Here is a 17,303-nt window from a genome sequence, read left to right as displayed (position 1 = left end):
TTGGAATGTCAGAAAAGATGATGCTTCATTTATATGAATATTTATTATAGATTGACAATTCAAAGTTTTGTGCATAACATTAGCTTAAGCCTAATTACAGACATATTAGAGAACGATTTTAGTGATGATGATTGGGGGTTTACTCACATTTACCGGATATTTTTACCATTTTATATGTTGTTTATTGAATATCGGACTAATTAAAGAATAGTAGAAGGTGATTGGTTGTCCCTCTCATTTGCCGTTATTGGACCCAAGCTTTTAGTGGATGACATCTGTGAGGTATTAAAGGAATTTCCGCAGATTGAGCCTACCAAACTCATTTACGACTCGGAGAAAAATGCCAGAGACTTGCTGGCGGGAAGCATGGAAGTTTTTGATGTCTATTTCTTTAGTGGAGACGTCCCGTTCCTGACCACACAGGACTTGATCCCCTCGCATGCCTGCTCCTTGTTCATTCCTTTTGATGGAGCTGAGCTCTACAAGGTCATCCTGCAAATTTATCGTCATTATCACTTCTTTCCGATCATCAGCTTTGACGGTGTTCCAGCGAAGAATTTGCGCGAATTTTTCGATGAAATCGAAGTCTCCAACGTGAAGTGGTACTCCAAAAACATGGATGGCTTCCAGAATTCCGAGGAGCTGTACGAACACCACATGAACCTGTGGCAGGAAGGAAAGGTACAGGTCGTTGCTACATCGATCCACTCCGTTTATCAGAGATTGAAGGAGAATCAGCTTCCCGTCTTTTTCATCAAAAGCACGAGGCAGCTCATTCGCGATACGATCAACCAGGCTTTATGGCTGGCGAGAGATCAGAAAAAGCAGCTGGCGCAAATCACGGTGCTGCAGTTCAAAATCGAGCCGAATGAGGAGGGCAAGTACGAACGGGACAAAAGCGTCCCGGATCGCTTTCAAAAGAAGCTCACGGATTTCAGCAAGCGTTTGTTTGCTTCTACGACCAGTACAGACCCAAATGAGTACACGTTGTATACCACACGTGGAATCGTCGAGAAAGTGACCAAGGATTTTACGATTTTCCCCATTCTGAAAAACGGAAATGGGGAAGTCGGGACGATCAATCTCGGGATAGGAATGGGAGACACGGTCGAACGCGCTTTGTACAATGCCAACCGAGCTGTCGAGTTCGCAGTCCGCAATCCGGGAAACAGCGCTTATCTCATTGATGACCAAATGAAGGTCCTAGGGCCGCTCGGGACGAGAAATACGCTGGATTATTCCCTCATCGACGAGCAGCGCGGCGATTTCGTCTCTACCTCTGTGCGCAAGATGTTTTCGTGGCTGCAGATTATCCAGAAAAATGAGGTGACGACGCGGGAAATCAGCGTCGGAATGAATACGGGAGAACGCAATGCGGCGAGGATGATTCAAAAGTTGAAGGAAAAGGGAATTGCTGAAGCGATCGGCAGTGAATCCATGAGTCAACGCGGCAGACCGCGTCCCATTTACCGTATCGATCTGCAACGATTGTCAGAGGAAATAAAAGGCAGGAACAAACCGTAATGCGAAAAAGGAGGTTCGGTTCGAGATGGCAGGTTATATCGTAAAGCGTTTTTTTGCCAGTATTCTTACGATGTTTGTCCTCATCACTATCACCTTTTTCCTGATGCACGCCGTACCGGGAGGACCGTTCAGTCCCGCAGAGGAGAGAAAAGTCCCGAAAAGCGTGATGGAAAAAATGGAAGAGAAGTTTGGGCTAAATGAGCCGTTGGGCGTGCAGTACGTGAACTACCTGAAGAGCATCGCCCAAGGAGATTTGGGGATTTCCTTCAAGCAATCAGATGTCACGGTGAACGAGCTGATTTCCCGAGGCTTCCCCGTTTCTGCAAAAGTGGGCTTGATTGCGATTGTCATCGCACTCGTCGTCGGTATGCTGCTGGGGATCACGTCGGCGATCAAGAGAGGAAAGTGGCCGGATTGGCTTTCCATGATCGTCGCTACCATCGGGATCTCGATTCCGAACTTCGTCATGACGGTTTTGATGCTGTTTTTGTTCGTCGTTGTGATGAAGCTGCTTCCGTCTTACGGACTGTCTAGCTGGAAGCACTACATCCTTCCTGTCGCAGGTCTGGCTTTTGGACCGATCGCCTATATCGCCCGGCTGATGCGCTCCAGCATGCTCGAGGTCATGCGTCAGGACTACATACTGACAGCCAGAGCCAAAGGCGTTCCTGAATACCGCGTCATTTTCAAGCACGCACTCAAAAATGCGATCATTCCCATCGTTACTTATCTGGGACCTCTCGTCGCAGCACTTTTGACGGGGAGCTTTATCGTGGAAAGAATCTTTTCGATTCCAGGCATTGGCCGGGACTTTGTATCAGGGATCAGTGACCGGGACTACTCCGTCATCCTCGGATTGACTGTCTTCCTCGGGATATTCATCATCATTTCGAACTTTATCGTAGACATTCTCTACGCCATTATCGATAAACGGGTAAAAATTGAGGAGTAGGTGATGACTGATGAATTACGCAGCGAAAAGGAGCGAGGGAGCTGTTCCTTTGTCCGATATGGACCAGGCGTGGGCAGATCTTCCCGATGAGGATTTTACCCGGCTAAAGGATTCCACGCGGCAGACGGACGCCATCGCCAGACCGAGCAAATCCTACTGGCAGGATGCGTGGAGCCGGTTTCGCAAAGACCCGCTGGCGATGATCGGACTTTTCATTATCGTCGTGATCGCCATCGCCGCGATCGTCGGCCCTTGGCTTTCCCAGTACACGTACGATGGTCAGGACATCGCGAATCAGAACCAAGGCCCATCCGGTGAGCACTGGTTTGGGACAGACAAGTTTGGACGCGATATTTTCGTCCGTGCCATGTACGGAGCGAGAATCAGCTTGACGATTGGTGTGGCAGTTGCCGCGATCAATCTGGTGATCGGGGTTATTTATGGAGGAATTTCCGGCTACTTTGGCGGCAAAGTAGACATGGTGATGATGCGCATTGTCGATATTATGATCGGGGTTCCAGACTTGCTCTACATCATTCTGTTGATGATGTTTCTGGGAAATACGATAGAGAGTATCTTGCTCGCCATGTCGCTGACCTACTGGATCGGAACAGCGCGCATGGTCCGCTCTCAGGTCATTACGCTCAAGCATCAGGAGTACGTGCTGGCAGCGAGGGCGACAGGCTCTTCCAACATGAGAATTTTGTTCAAGCATCTGATTCCGAACAGCATGGGTCCCATTATCGTAACCGTTACCTTCCTGGTTCCATCCGCGATCTTCACGGAAGCGTTTCTCAGCTTTTTGGGAATTGGGATTCAGGTACCGATGGCGAGCTGGGGGACTCTCGTAAACGATGCGGTCCCGACTCTGTTTACCCAGCCTTATCAAATGCTGTTCCCGGCTATTGCCATCAGCGTGACGATGTTTGCTCTGAATTTTATCGGCGATGGACTGCGAGATGCCTTGGATCCGCGGTTAAAGAAATAAAGGCGGTGTTAACGTGAAATTACTCGATGTTCAAAATCTGAGAACGACCTTTCATATCGAAGCAGGACAGGTACAGGCAGTCCGGGGTATTTCCTTTCACGTGAACAAGGGTGAGTCGATCGGTATCGTAGGAGAATCCGGCTCGGGTAAAAGCGTGTCGATGCTCTCTCTTTTAAAGCTTTTGCCGTCCAACGCCAAGCTGGAAGCGGACAGCGTCCTATTCGACGGGATCGAGCTTGTCAAAACAGACCAAAAAGCCATGAGGAAAATGCTCGGAAATGACATCGGAATGATCTTTCAGGACCCGATGACTTCCTTAAATCCGCTCTTCACGATCGGGGAGCAGATCATGGAGCCGCTACGAATTCATCAAAAGCTGTCCAAGGAAGAGGCGCGAAAAAAAGCGATCGAAATTTTGCGGACCGTCGAAATTCCGAGTCCAGAAAGCAGGCTGAAGCAGTATCCTCACGAATTTTCCGGCGGGATGAGGCAGCGGGTCATGATCGCCATCGCTCTGTCCTGTTCGCCGAAGCTGCTGATAGCCGACGAGCCTACGACGGCGCTGGACGTAACGATACAGGCACAAATTCTCGACCTCATGCGCGATCTTCGCAACAAGATGGATGTGTCCATCGTCATGATTACCCATGACCTCGGCGTCATTGCCAACATGTGCAACCGAATCGTCGTGATGTACGGGGGGACGATTGTCGAGCAGGGGACGACGCGGGAGATCTTTTATGAGCCCAAGCATCCATACACGTGGGGGCTGCTTCGCTCGATTCCGCAGTTTTCCGAGGGAGAGAAGAAAAAGCTCATCTCCATTCCGGGAAGTCCGCCGGATTTGCTGCGGCCGCCCCAAGGATGTGCATTTGCAGCCAGGTGTCCACATGCGATGAAAATCTGTGAAAAGCTTCCTCCGCAGCAGATTTCGCTATCTGATACGCATCAAGCGGCGTGCTGGCTGATGCACCCGAAAGCAGCTCCTCATGCGAAAGAGGTGATCAGCTAATGGGAAAAGCCAAGCAAAGCCTCGTAGAGGTACGAAATCTGAAGAAGTACTTTGAAGTGCAAAAAAGCTTTTTTGGGCGCAGCTCTACCTTGCTGAAAGCGGTGGACGACGTAAGCTTTACCATCTCGAAAGGGGAAACCTTTGGGCTGGTTGGAGAATCTGGCTGTGGCAAATCAACCATCGGAAGAACCTTGCTGAAGCTGTATGAACCGACCGGCGGAGATATCTTGTACGATGGTAAGTCCATCAGCAGCTTGAAGCATAAAGAGATGATGCCGTACCGGAAAAAGATGCAAATGATTTTCCAAGACCCATACGCATCGCTCGATCCTCGCTTGACCATCGCGGAGATCGTCGGAGACCCGCTGGTTGTACACAACATCTACCAAGGCAAAGACCGGATCGATCGGGTCAAAGAGCTGATCGAGTTGGTCGGACTGAAAGCGGACCATCTCAATCGCTACCCGCATGAGTTTTCGGGAGGTCAGCGGCAAAGGATCGGCATCGCCCGGGCGCTGGCTGTTGAACCGGAGTTTATCGTTTGCGACGAGCCGATTTCCGCTCTGGACGTATCGATCCAGGCGCAGGTGGTCAATATGCTGGAGGAATTGCAGGAGCGCTTTGGATTGACCTACTTGTTTGTGTCCCACGACCTGTCCATGGTGCGGCACATCTCTCACAAAGTAGGCGTCATGTACCTGGGGAGTCTGGTCGAGTACGCCGATGTAAACGAGCTGTATACGAACATGCAGCATCCGTATACGCGAGCACTCCTGTCAGCCGTCCCGATCGCAGACCCGGATACCGCCGAGCAAAGCGAACGGATTCACCTCCAGGGAGACGTACCGAGCCCGATGAATCCACCGAGCGGCTGTACGTTCCGGACGCGCTGCCCGTATGCCATGAGCAAATGCGCAGAGGAAAAGCCCAAGCTGCAGGATATGGGAAATGGACACATGGTGGCGTGCCATCTGATTGAGTAACGCTGCAGATTCCATTCCACTCGATATGAATGCGGTCTCTTTTGGGACGGCTCATATAATATTCACAAAAATGGGGGGACGAGTATGAAAAAGAAGATGGGCTTGGTGCTCGCTGCACTTTTGGCGATCACATCCGTCACAGCAGGCTGCAGCAGTTCCAGCAGCTCCGGCACGACGGCACCACAAGGGCAGCAACAGGCAGCTCCACAGGCAACAGCAGAAAAACCGGCAGTAGAGCAAAAAATTATTTATGCATTGAGCAAGGAACCAGAGGAAATGGACCCGACACTGAACGTGTATGCGCGTTCCTCCATCGTGCTGCAAAACCTGTTTAGAGGCCTTTATAAAATCGATGAATCCGGGAAAAAACCTGTACCATCCCTCGCAGAAAGCTACGAGCTGGATTCAACAGGAACGAAGTACACCTTCAAGCTCAACAAAAATGCCAAATGGTCAGATGGAAAGCCGGTAACCGCACAGGACTTTGAATACTCCTGGAAACGCGTACTGAACCCGGATGTCGCTTCCGGTGCAGCCTTCTATCTGTACTACCTCAAAAACGGAAAAGCCTACAACGAGAAGAAAGCATCTGCGGATGACGTAGGGGTAAAAGCCGTGGATGAATCCACGCTCGAAGTAACACTGGAAAGCCCGACTCCGTACTTCCTGGAGCTCTTGTGCGTAACAGCTTATTATCCAGTTCGCAAGGATGCTGTGGAAAAAGAAGGCTGGACGAAATCTCCCGAGACGTATTTGACCACAGGGCCATTCGTGCTGAGCGAGCTGAAGCCGAAAGAAAAATACGTGCTGAAGAAAAATCCAAACTACCTGGAAGCGGACAAAGTGAAGCTGGATACGCTGGAAATCGTATTTATCGAGTCTAGCGAGGCTGAGCTGGCAGCGTACACCAACGACGAGATTCAAGTATCCGACAACATGACGCCAGAAGGGATGAAGCGATTCGAGAACACACCTGAGTTCTTCTCCGTTCCTCGTATCGGGATGCAGTACTTCGATTTCAACGCATCCAAGAAACCGTTCGATGATGCCAAAGTACGGAAGGCATTCAGCATGGCCATCAACCGCGAGCAGATCATCAAGAGCATCGTCCAATCTGTAGAAAAACCTGCATTCGGCTTTGTTCCGTACGGGATTCCGGACGGCGTGCAAAAAGACAAGGAATACCGCGATGTAGCAGGCAACATGTTCACAGAAAACGTCGATGAGGCGAAAAAGCTGTTGGCAGAAGCAGGATATCCAGATGGTCAGGGAATTCCGGAGATCACAATGATCGTCATGGCGAGCCAGTCTGACAAAGACATCGCGCAAGCACTGCAAAGCATGTGGAAGCAAAACCTGGGTGTAAACGTCAATATCGAAACCTTTGAATCGAAAGTGTATTGGGATGAAATCGAAAACGGCAGCTTCAACATTGCCAGCGATGGCTGGACAGGAGACTATCCAGACCCGATGACAAACCTTGATATTTTCGAGAGCGTGAACGCATCGGACGACATCCGCTGGAGCAATCCAGAGTACGACAGATTGCTGGACGAAAACCGCAAAATTTCCGACCAGGCAAAACGGATGGAAAACTATGCAAAGGCAGAAAAAATTCTGGCTGATGAAATGCCTCTGATGCCGCTGCGCTTCTATGAAGACCAGTTCCTGGCGAAGCCAAATGTCAAAGGTGTTTTGAAAAACTACATCGGTCACACGATCTTTGAATACGCGCACGTAGAATAACCATTTGAATGAGGAAGGGTCGGGGAGCTGCTGCTTTTCGGCCCTGCCCTCGTGAGGGAGACAGAGCCATGAAACCGGTTATCGGCATTACTACCTATTTATCAGACACGATGTACAGCACGGTCAGTCGAAATTACACGGATTCGATTTACGCGGCTGGCGGCATTCCCGTCACCATTCCCATTCTGGATCAAAAGACGAGCTACGAAGAATACATAGAGTTAGTAGACGGGATTGTTTTTACCGGCGGAAACGACATCGCTCCTTATTACTATGGAGAAAACCCGGTCAAGGAGCTGCACTCCCAATCATCCATCCGGGACGACTACGAGCTCTCCCTATTCCAAAGCGCCTATGACCAAAAGATGCCGATCCTCGGCATATGCAGAGGGATTCAGCTGATCAACGTCGCTTTAAAAGGAACGCTCTACCAGGATATCCACAGCCAAATCCCGGGTACGCTGGGGCACTATCCGAAGCAGACGGCATCCGATGAACTCTATCATTCCGTACAGATCAAAAAGGACACGAAGCTCTATGAAATCTTTGGAGAAGAGCGGATCTTCACGAACTCCTTTCACCACCAGTCTGTGAAGGCTCTAGGGACAAATCTCGTAGCGACAGCTTATTCAGAAGATGGTATTGTAGAAGCAGTAGAAAGCACGGAGGACCAATTCTTGCTAGGGGTTCAATGGCATCCGGAATGCATGACCAAGCGCCATCCGATGTTCCTTGCGCTATTTCGTCAGTTTATTCAGGAATCTCTTGTTTTCAAACAAAAGGGGGTATCTGTATGAAGAAGCTGTTTATCAGCGCCGATATCGAAGGCATCACCGGTATTACCAACTGGAACGAGGCAGACATCGAGAAATCGTTCAGCAAATACTTTACAGAGCAAATGACCAAAGAAGTGAATGCTGCGTGCGAAGCAGCACTCGCTGCTGGGGTGGAAGACATTCTCGTCAAGGACGCGCATAGTACCGCACGCAATCTGGATCCGTCCAAACTGCCGGAGCAAGTCAGAATTTTGCGTGGGTGGACCAATGATCCATTCAGTATGATGGCAGGCTTGGACGAAAGCTTCGATGGCGTTTTCCTGATCGGCTATCACTCCGCAGGCGGGAAAAACGGCAATCCTCTGGCACACACCATGAACATGCGAAATGAGCATGTCAAGATCAATGGGGAAATCGCCAGCGAGCTGACGATCAACACGTACATCGCAGCCTATAAAGGGGTTCCCGTCCTGCTCGCTACGGGGGACAAGATGATTTGTGAGGATGCCCAGAAGCTGAATCCAAACATCAAAACGGTGCCAGTGAGCGAAGGGATCGGCAACGCTTCGCTATCCATTCATCCAGATCTGGCGTTGAAGAGGATCAAGGAGCAGGTCGAAGCCGTTGCGGGAGATGACCTCTCCCAATACCTGGTGAAATTGCCGGAATCCTTCCGTGTCGAGATCGCTTTCCGTGAACACTATCATGCATACAGCGGTTCCTTCTATCCGGGTGCAAAACAAACGGGTCACAAGACGGTTGAATTTGAAACGAACGATTACATGGAAGTGCTGCGCTTTTTGTTTTTCGTTTTGTAAGCTCTGGGCTGTCCCTTGGTCGATTTCGGCTTTGGGGCAGCTTTGTTGTTAGGACTGATCCAGACAAAAAGAGAGGAAAGCAAATGGAACTTCGTCAATTAAAAACGTTTCATGTGGTGGCAGAATGTCTCAACCTCACGAAAGCGGCGGAAATCCTGCGTTACTCACAGCCGACGATTACCTTGCAGATTCAGGCATTGGAGCGGGATATCGGTCACACCCTCCTAAACCGGGTAGGGAAGCGGACCTTTCTGACCCCGACAGGCAAGCTTTTGAAAAAGCATACTGACAAGCTGTTTCAGAATCTGGAGGAGCTGGAGCAGGACTTGCGCAGGCTGGAGAAGCCAAACGGCAAATTGATCGTAGCAGCGCCGGAATTTTACTGCAGCTACTATTTATCACAGCTGCTGAGCATTTACCTCAATCTTCACCCGCAAGTGCAGATGAAGCTCCTTTGCTACAACAGCAAGGAGACGATCAAGCTGGTAGAGGCCAACCAAGCAGATATTGGCATCGTTGCCGGGAAGTGCAATCGGCCGGGAATCGAGGAGATTTTGATCGACCAAGAGGATTTGGTGCTGGTCGCCCATCCGCAGATGGTCAAGTCCCGCAGCGCTTCTGAGCTTTTCCAGGTGCACCCCTTCATTACCTACGACTTGGAAGGGGTCATTAAAGAGTGTCTGGACGAGATCCAGTGCAAGCCGACTTCCACGATTGAATGCGGGAGTGAGGAAGCGATCAAACGTGCCGTCCTGTCGCAAACAGGCATTGCCCTGATCAGCGACGTCATGATCGAGGAAGAGGTCAAGCAGGGGAGCCTGCAAATCCTGCATCGATTTCCCAGACGGCTGCTGACCCATCTGATTTATCCAAAGGATCAGCGTGAATTCAGCACTGTGAGCAGCTTCATTGATGTTGTTTTGGATGTATGGCCCACATTTCGCGTGTGAGCAAGGCGATTTTCGGGAAAGTCCGAGATCGTCTTTTTCTTTTGCTTTTTTAATAGTTACCATTGGACAACCTCATTTTTCATCCCCCCCAAGATGGACTACTATAAAATCAGAAGCTTCGGAAGAAAAAACAGAGGAGGGATTCTATGAAAATCGTATCAATCGAAGTGTTCGCGACGCAGCTTCCCCTGCTGCGGCCGTTTATTGTGGCGTACGATGCGTATCAGGAGCTGCCGAGCCTAATCGTAAAAATGACAACGGATGCAGGAGTGATCGGGTATGGGGAAGGCATGCCTGACTCCCATGTGACGGGAGAGACCTTTTCCAGTACATATCAGATGCTGGTAAATGACATCGCGCCCTTGCTCATCGGAGAAAATCCATTCCATATCGAAAGAATTCACCGGCTCATGTCCAATGCGGTTTACCACGCGCCGACGGCAAAGGCAGCGATCGATATTGCCTGCTACGACATCATGGGGAAAGCGGCGAACCAGCCAGTCTACAATCTGCTGGGGGGCAAATCGCATGCGACGTTGACGGTTCCATTTGTTGTCAGCATCCTCGCACCGGAAGAGATGGCAAGACAAGCTGCACAGGCTGTTTCCGAAGGCTATACGAGCATCAAGATCAAGGTGGGTTCGGACCCCGCTGTCGATGTGAAGCGTATTCGGGCTGTGCGGGAGGCGATCGGCGAGGACATCCAGCTGCGCGTAGACGCCAACCAGGGCTGGGGCAATGCAGCTACGGCGATGCGGGTCCTCAGGCAGGTCGAGGATTGTCAGATGGAATGGATCGAGCAGCCAGTCCTGGCTGACGATTTGTTTGGCTTGGCAGACGTCAGGAGAAAGACCATCATTCCGGTCATGGTAGACGAGGGGCTGCACGGGGAAAAGGAAATGCGCGAAATCATCCAAAAGCAGGCTGCCGATCTGATCAACATCAAGCTGATGAAGTGCGGGGGGCTTTATCCGGCATGCAAGCTGGTTGCCCAAGCCGAGATGGCAGGAATGCGCTGTCAGGTCGGTTCCATGGTAGAATCCGCTGTAGCCACTGCCGCAGGTGCGCATCTTTCTCTTGCAAAAGAAGCGATCTTCTCCAATGAGATGGTCGGCCCCCTGATGTTCTCCCAAGACATCGGAGTCCTGACTTACCGAAAAAACGAGCTGATTTTGAATGAGTCGCCAGGATTGGGCGTGGAGGTAGACGAGGAGCTAGTTCGTCGCTTGAGCAGCCAATCTGCGAGGATTGAATAAGAAATTCCAGCAAGCGAAAGGAATGCACTCACAGCTGCAGGGCTTCGGCATGAACATGCCGGGGCCTTTTTTTCATGAAGCCCGGGAGAAACATACACGAGGTTGACAGGACACTAAATGGTGTCGTATTATCTAAATGACACCATTTAGTGTCCAATTGGAAGCTATTCATATCTCTTGTTCGCAACGAGAATCCGTTTCTTTACTAAAGGATGAGGAGGAAACAAATGAGTAAGAGTATCGGTATGGAAACAACCGTGCGCGTCGAATTCCAGCCCCGAGGAAAAAGGATTGCTTACTGGTGTGTCACCTTCCTGCTTGCAGCAGCGGTCCTGTTAAGTGGAATCGGACAGCTGATGCAATATGGGGGAAACGTCGAGCTAGTGACGAAGCTGGGTTACCCCTTATACATGTTGACCATTCTCGGGATATGGAAAGTACTCGGAGCGATCGCACTTGTCGTGCCAGGATTTCCTAGGCTGAAGGAATGGGTTCATGCTGGCATTTTCTTTTTGATGACGGGGGCAGCTCTTTCTCATGCGCTTGCCAACGATTATGGCGAGTACGGTTTTTCGATCATCCTCCCGCTGTTCTATACTGTCCTTAACATCGTCTCGTGGGCGCTGCGTCCACAAAATCGCAAACTTTAGGGAGGTGATCATTTGATCGTTTGTCCTGCTGGGTCATCCTTAGATAGCCATTACAGAAAATCAACCTCTTGGAGGGAGTGTTGTGAGCGAGAACAACCAGCAACGGGATGTATTTGATGCGATTGCCGATCCAACCAGACGCCGGCTGATTGAATTGCTGGCAGAGGTGGAAGAGCTGCCGCTTCATGAATTAACCGCACAGTTTCAAATGGGCCGAACAGCGGTATCCAAGCATTTGACAATCCTGAAAGAGGCCGGACTGGTACTCGACCGAAAAGTAGGCAGAGAAACCCGATTTCGGCTAAACGCCTCTCCACTTCGAGAAATTCAAGATTGGGTGGCTTTCTACAGCAAGTTCTGGAGTGCGAATATGCTGCGTTTACATCAACTATTAGAGGAGGAAGAAGAATGAGTTTAGCCTTATCTTTGGATTTTCAGTACAAAACATCGATGGAGAAGCTGTGGTCTGCCTTGACCGAGCCAAACAAGCTTGCCAAGTGGGTGTGCAACATTCATACGGGTCAGCCAATGGAGAATGATTTTAAAGCGGTTGTCGGTCATCGCTTTCAGTTCCGGACGCAGCCGACTGAGTGGTGGAATGGAGTGATTGACGGAGAAGTGCTTGTCGTGGATGAACCCAATCGCTTGTCTTACACCTGGGCTAGTGGGGGAGAGAAGCATACGGTCACCTGGATACTGCAGGATTTAGGAGACGGAAAGGTAAATCTTCATCTCGATCAAACCGGATTCTCCAATCCTCAAGGACTCGAAGGCGCGAAGTACGGCTGGAGCAAATGGTGCGGTGAGCTTGAAAAGCTGTTCGAACAATAAAAGGTAAGTTTAATCAAAGAGAAAAGGAGGAAACCCTGCCATTTTGGCAGGGTTTCTTTTACGAGAAAAGCAGTATCCACGTCATTTATTTTGGAGGAAGCTGCAAAACCGTATTCCCAAAAGCGTCTACGACCCAAATCGCTCCGGTCGCATCTACTGCAACATCTACCGGAAGCTGGAAGGGAGATGTCAAAGTTGCTGTGGTGCTTGCGGCTGATTGCGCGGGAGATAGTGTCGTGACCTTGCCATCGCGCAGGTAGCGAATGGCACGATTTTGACTATCTGCGATGACCAAGCCACCCTCAGATGTTAAAGCCAAGCCTCGGGGATATTGAAACTGGGCTGCAGCAGCAGCTCCATCGGTATAGCCACCCGTCATGTAGAGGCTGTTGGGCTCGTACTTTGTGGTAGTGATCCCAGCCACAGTAGAGACGGTTTGCAGATGCAGATCAATGTAACGAATGCGTTGGTTGCCTGTGTCGCTGACGTACAGATTCCCTTTGGCATCGATGCAGATTCCACTAGGCTCGTTGAATTTGGCGGCAGCCAGTGGTCCGTCCTGGAAATCTCCGGCTGGCTCGACATTGCCGGGGGACAGCTCCACGACTCGGGTGGAGGGACTGTTGAGTGTCGTCACTTTTCCGTCTGCAGCAATCTTGCGGATGACGTGATTCAGGGTGTCCGCCACGTAGACAGTACCGTCCGAAGCGACTGCCACATCAGCAGGAGAGTGGAGACGTGCCTCACTCCCTGTTTTCCCATCGCGGCTGCCCATGACGCCATCCCCTGCGATCGTGGTAACTCCTTGGGCAGTAATTTTCCGAATGGCGTGATTGCCTGTATCTGCGACATACAAATTTCCGGAGGCATCCAGCGCAAGACCCTGCGGATCTTGAAAGACAGATAGATTGGCGCTGTCGTCATAGAGGGTGCCGACTGGGTAGCCCGAGGCATCTTGTGAGAAGGTGAAGCCGGCGTATGTCGAGAGACTTTCCTGGAACAGCTTTCGGATCAAATGGCTTTTGGTATCAGCGATATAGACGGACCCATCCGGATGTAAGGCGATGCCCATAGGGGAGCGAAAGGATGCAGAGTGGGCTGGACCGTTGTCCTCGCCAAATTGCCCGTTACCCGCCTTGATCGACACGGATTGCGTCGCCGGGCTTGTCTGCACGAAGTCTTCCGCCAAAGCAGGAGTAGCCATCTGGATCGTCAACAGACTGGTCATGAGGGTCGCCATCCAGATCGTCCGTTTCGTTGGTTTCATAGCGATTGCTCCTTATGGTTGAATGCTTGTAGATTTTGAGAATCTCCGTTCTATTACACCAAAGGGAGGGGAGGAACCTCCCCTTCGCCGCCGGTCTCGCCAGACTGCTCGCCGCCGGACCCGCCAGACTGCTCGCTACCGGGGTCGCCGGGCTGTTCACTACCAGGCTCACCGGGCTGCTCGCTACCAGGCTCACCGGGCTGCTCGCTACCAGGTTCACCGGGCTGCTCGCTACCAGGCTCACCGGGCTGCTCGCTACCAGGCTCACCGGGCTGCTCGCTACCAGGTTCACCGGGCTGCTCGCTACCGGGTCCGCCAGGCTGTTCCTCACCTGGTTCTTCCGGTCCCTCATCCGGTATGTAATAGATAGAGCCTTCTGCGATCATGGTGTCAGAATCGTCATAAACCTCGACCAAAATGTCATTTTCTGCACTTGGGAAAAAATCATACAGGGTCATTCGCGTGAGGCTCTCGCTATCATCGATGTCAGCGGGCCATCTGTCCCCGTTTACATACACGGTATAGCTAGCAGCATCTAAAATAGAATCCCAATAAAAATCATCCTGCTCTGGATCATAGTTGATGTCAAAAGGCTGGACGAATCCTTCTTCTCCATCAGCTAGTGTCCGAACTGTTTTTTCTCCTGTACCGGTAATATCGTCACCGGTCACTTCCTCAATGGAAATGGAGTACTCGGTATCGGGTTGTAGATCGGAGAATGTGTAGACGGTTTCACCAGTCTCGTAGTAACGAGGTTCTCCATTACCCCCCACCAAATGAATTCGATACCAGCCATTGAAGGAGTGCTGCGTCCATTTAATCCCAATTCGGTTGGAACGCTTGTCCGTTACTTTGATGTTCAGATCGGGCAATTCGATGGGCTCAGTGGTAAATACATAGTTACCCTTCGCGATGACCTTTCCGTCTTCATCCAAAGCCTCCACTCTGATGACGTATCTGATGTCAGGTTCAAAGGATCCCTGCAGCTCGAGATACGTGGTCGCTCCATCTGTACTTATGAATGGCTCAGGAACTTCTTCATTATTCACGTATATCCGGTAGCGCGGATCACCCTCCAACGCTGACCAGAAGAATCTCCCCGGGGATTCATCTGGGTGAATCTCGATCTCCTCTACGGACGGTACTGGCAGCGGTGGCGGTACCTTCCCTAATGTGAAAGAGTTGCTTTGCGCCACGTAACGGGAGTCTTTGAAAAATTGTACCGTGTACGATTGGATCAGCATTTCGGTAGTGTCTACCCCAAGAGCAATCGTCAATCCGCTGTCTCCATGCAGCTCTACCAAGGCAATGGGAAGCGTGGTAGAGGGAGATGATACGCGAACTTGATAGGAAGCCGAATCCACAGGCTGCGTAAAGCTGACGCTGATCGTAGAGCTGTCCATGACGCTTGCTTGTGCGGTACTGTAGGAGAAGCTGACCGGATCGCTATCGCGCATGTTGAGCTTGGAGGCGTAGGCCTGGATGCTATCTCCATCCCCAGGAACGGTTAGCTGTTCACTCGGGGGATATGCCTTCCATTCATTCCCTTTTTTGATATAGATCGTAGCCCCTGAGGTCTCAGAAGCAAGGGAAATGCTTGTCCCATGATCGACAAGTCCCTCATCCGGTGTTGCTGTCACCGCTGCCACCTGCGGCGCTTTCAGTACGCCGTAGGTCGAAAAGTGATTGACTGTAGCCGTAGCGATTCCGGCTTCCACTGTTGTCGGGACGTACTCCCATTTCGTTTCGCTTTCCCGATGGAAGATACCGACCTGCTGTGCAGATTTCCCATTTACGGGGAAGGCAATCGTAACAGGGTCATGAATCTCGATTCCTTGGAACACGAAATCGATGATGGGCCCGGCCGCCGAGAGTGCTTCGTTTGAAAAATCGGGCGAAACGTTTTGCAGGGTCACCGTAGCTTTTTCAGGCAAGCTCATGGAACCGAAGTCCATGACGACGCCATTTTCAAACAGGATGCGCTGCTGCAAGAGAGGCACGGGTGTGCCGATACGCGCGAAGACTGTAAGCGTAGCCTTCACCTTTTGCTCGTAGTCTTTTACGGTTCCTTCAAAGGTATAGACTCCAGTGAGACTGGTGTCTGCCTTTTTGTTCCAGGTAACGGGTACCTCACGTTTCGAGCCCTTGTTCATCGTAGCTTCTACAGTGGCTGGAAGCGTGTACGACTGTTGGAGAAACGTTTCCAGGGAGAGTGGGGCGATGGATGTAATGGTTGGATCATCTTTATCGGATCCGCCAGAGCCGCCAGACCCGGACCCACCTGATCCAGAGCCACCCGATCCAGAGCCGCCAGAAGATCCTGCGGAGGAACCGGGAGCCGCTGGATGGTTCTGGTTAAACTGTTCTTGTGCCTTTTTTAGGGCCTCTTCCTTGGCTTTTTCATTTTCATTGTTGAGCTTGTCACGCTGCTCCTGCAGCTTGGCCAACAATTCTGCTTGTCTTGTTAATGCATCCTTTTGTCTTTGCTTCTCTTCTTCCGCTTGTTTTTTTCGCTGTTCCTCTTTTTTCAACCATTCATCCCGCATTTGATCCTGTTTGGAATTCCAGTCAAGCTCAGACGGCTTGTCGAGATCGATTTTCCGGTTTACTTCTGTATTCACAGCTTGAATCAGATCAGCGATATCGTCTTTGGAAATGATGTTTTTCTCAAGCGCTGTTTGCAGCAACGCATTCAGCAGGTTTTCCAGGTTTTGCTGATAGCGCTTCAGATCAGCGTCTGATGAAAGCTGCAGCGTCGAAGGGATGGATGAGCCTGCAAGCTGCTGTGTAAGCTGCGCGATGAACTGATCGTGCTCCAGATCCATCAAAGCTTTGTTGCGAATGAGTGCTTCGATAATCTGCGGTGAGAGTGATTGCAATAGATCCTCGACTTGAATAAAGGAAACAGCCGATTCAGGCGGAAGCGTCGAGACGCCATTCGTTGACGGATAGTAGCTGCCTAGCATTCCCGCATAAATATTTTGAATCTGGCTATTGCCTGGAGCCTGGGTAGCTACAGTCCCGGATGCTACGAAAACGGATGAGCTTCCCGTATTGGGATCGATGCTGACGAGCAGCTGTGTTCCCCGTACTCCCATGATGGCTGTAGGGGTCGATATGGTGAATTTGTCTTGTTTGTTTGTAAATGGCTTTACCTTGATAAAGACTGACCCCGACCATACTTTCAGGTTGGTTTGATTGCTAGCGATGGCAGCCTGCAAATCAGAGAGTGAAAGGACGGTATTTTCACTGACGGTCACCTCGGCAGACTGATCCATGCTCATGGTAATGCTCGATTTCGGACCCGTGGTAATGACGTCTCCCTGATTGAGGCTCATGCTTTTAAAAGCTTTGTACGCTTTGGTTCCGCCTGCTTTTTTGACCTGAACATTCCCTGTGACCGCATCGACCTTCGCTACGCGTGAGGTATCGGCAGCCGCCGCTGTCTTTGCCCCCCCGACAAGCAAGCAGCAGATGACGGCGAACAAGAGGAAAGTTCGCCAGCTTGCCAGGAGACGTGCTCCTTGTCCTTTCAGGATGATATTCACTT

15 protein-coding genes are annotated in these 17,303 nt (G+C 50.8%); 13 read left to right on the top strand and 2 right to left on the bottom strand.

Annotation, left to right across the window (positions count from 1 at the left end; all coding sequences use genetic code 11):
- The first annotated feature begins 225 nt into the window (after positions 1-225).
- From EDM59_RS13245 to EDM59_RS13185, 13 genes are all read left to right on the top strand, one after another.
- On the top strand, positions 226-1,524 hold the full coding sequence (locus EDM59_RS13245; RefSeq protein WP_122924025.1) for a hypothetical protein: 1,299 nt from the start codon (positions 226-228) through the stop codon (positions 1,522-1,524).
- 25 nt (positions 1,525-1,549) lie between these two features.
- Positions 1,550-2,476, top strand: coding sequence for an ABC transporter permease (locus EDM59_RS13240; protein WP_122924024.1), 927 nt, complete (start codon positions 1,550-1,552; stop codon positions 2,474-2,476).
- A gap of 58 nt (positions 2,477-2,534) precedes the next feature.
- Positions 2,535-3,464 carry an ABC transporter permease gene (locus EDM59_RS13235; RefSeq protein WP_122924059.1) on the top strand — a complete coding sequence of 310 codons (930 nt, stop codon included), beginning with the start codon at positions 2,535-2,537 and terminating at the stop codon, positions 3,462-3,464.
- A gap of 13 nt (positions 3,465-3,477) precedes the next feature.
- Positions 3,478-4,476, top strand: coding sequence for an ABC transporter ATP-binding protein (locus EDM59_RS13230; RefSeq protein WP_122924023.1), 999 nt, complete (start codon positions 3,478-3,480; stop codon positions 4,474-4,476).
- A complete protein-coding gene (locus tag EDM59_RS13225; RefSeq protein WP_122924022.1) occupies positions 4,476-5,459 on the top strand; it encodes an ABC transporter ATP-binding protein in 984 nt (327 codons plus the stop codon). Before EDM59_RS13230 ends, EDM59_RS13225 begins: the two co-directional genes overlap by 1 nt.
- An 84-nt stretch (positions 5,460-5,543) precedes the next feature.
- Entirely contained in the window at positions 5,544-7,205 is a 1,662-nt protein-coding gene (locus EDM59_RS13220) for a peptide ABC transporter substrate-binding protein (protein WP_122924021.1), read from the top strand.
- A 68-nt stretch (positions 7,206-7,273) separates the two neighbouring features.
- Positions 7,274-8,002: a gamma-glutamyl-gamma-aminobutyrate hydrolase family protein gene (locus tag EDM59_RS13215; protein WP_122924020.1), complete on the top strand. Its 729-nt coding sequence runs from the start codon at positions 7,274-7,276 to the stop codon at positions 8,000-8,002.
- The gene (locus tag EDM59_RS13210) at positions 7,999-8,799 is read left to right on the top strand and encodes a M55 family metallopeptidase (RefSeq protein WP_122924019.1); all 801 of its coding nucleotides are present in this window, start codon (positions 7,999-8,001) and stop codon (positions 8,797-8,799) included. The genes EDM59_RS13215 and EDM59_RS13210 overlap by 4 nt, the downstream gene beginning before the upstream one ends.
- Before the next feature lie 83 nt (positions 8,800-8,882).
- A complete protein-coding gene (locus EDM59_RS13205) occupies positions 8,883-9,749 on the top strand; it encodes a LysR family transcriptional regulator (protein ID WP_122924018.1) in 867 nt (288 codons plus the stop codon).
- A gap of 146 nt (positions 9,750-9,895) precedes the next feature.
- Positions 9,896-11,005: a mandelate racemase/muconate lactonizing enzyme family protein gene (locus EDM59_RS13200; RefSeq protein WP_122924017.1), complete on the top strand. Its 1,110-nt coding sequence runs from the start codon at positions 9,896-9,898 to the stop codon at positions 11,003-11,005.
- Positions 11,006-11,232: 227 nt separating this feature from the next.
- Positions 11,233-11,655 (top strand): DoxX family protein, encoded by a 423-nt coding sequence (locus EDM59_RS13195; protein WP_122924016.1) that lies wholly within the window; start codon positions 11,233-11,235, stop codon positions 11,653-11,655.
- Positions 11,656-11,737: 82 nt separating this feature from the next.
- On the top strand, positions 11,738-12,067 hold the full coding sequence (locus tag EDM59_RS13190) for an ArsR/SmtB family transcription factor (protein WP_122924015.1): 330 nt from the start codon (positions 11,738-11,740) through the stop codon (positions 12,065-12,067).
- Entirely contained in the window at positions 12,064-12,486 is a 423-nt protein-coding gene (locus EDM59_RS13185; protein WP_122924014.1) for an SRPBCC family protein, read from the top strand. The genes EDM59_RS13190 and EDM59_RS13185 overlap by 4 nt, the downstream gene beginning before the upstream one ends.
- A gap of 85 nt (positions 12,487-12,571) precedes the next feature.
- Here EDM59_RS13185 and EDM59_RS13180 read toward each other — a convergent pair whose 3' ends face one another.
- The gene (locus EDM59_RS13180) at positions 12,572-13,753 is read right to left on the bottom strand and encodes an NHL repeat-containing protein (protein ID WP_122924013.1); all 1,182 of its coding nucleotides are present in this window, start codon (positions 13,751-13,753) and stop codon (positions 12,572-12,574) included.
- Positions 13,754-13,806: 53 nt separating this feature from the next.
- On the bottom strand, positions 13,807-17,301 hold the full coding sequence (locus EDM59_RS13175; protein ID WP_183192910.1) for an Ig-like domain-containing protein: 3,495 nt from the start codon (positions 17,299-17,301) through the stop codon (positions 13,807-13,809).
- Between the last annotated feature and the right edge of the window lie 2 nt (positions 17,302-17,303).

The organism is Brevibacillus nitrificans (assembly GCF_003710965.1).
Taxonomy (GTDB): Bacteria; Bacillota; Bacilli; order Brevibacillales; family Brevibacillaceae; genus Brevibacillus; species Brevibacillus centrosporus.
Note: the sequence above shows the minus strand (reverse complement) of the source record. Positions and strands in the feature narration are given on the sequence as shown.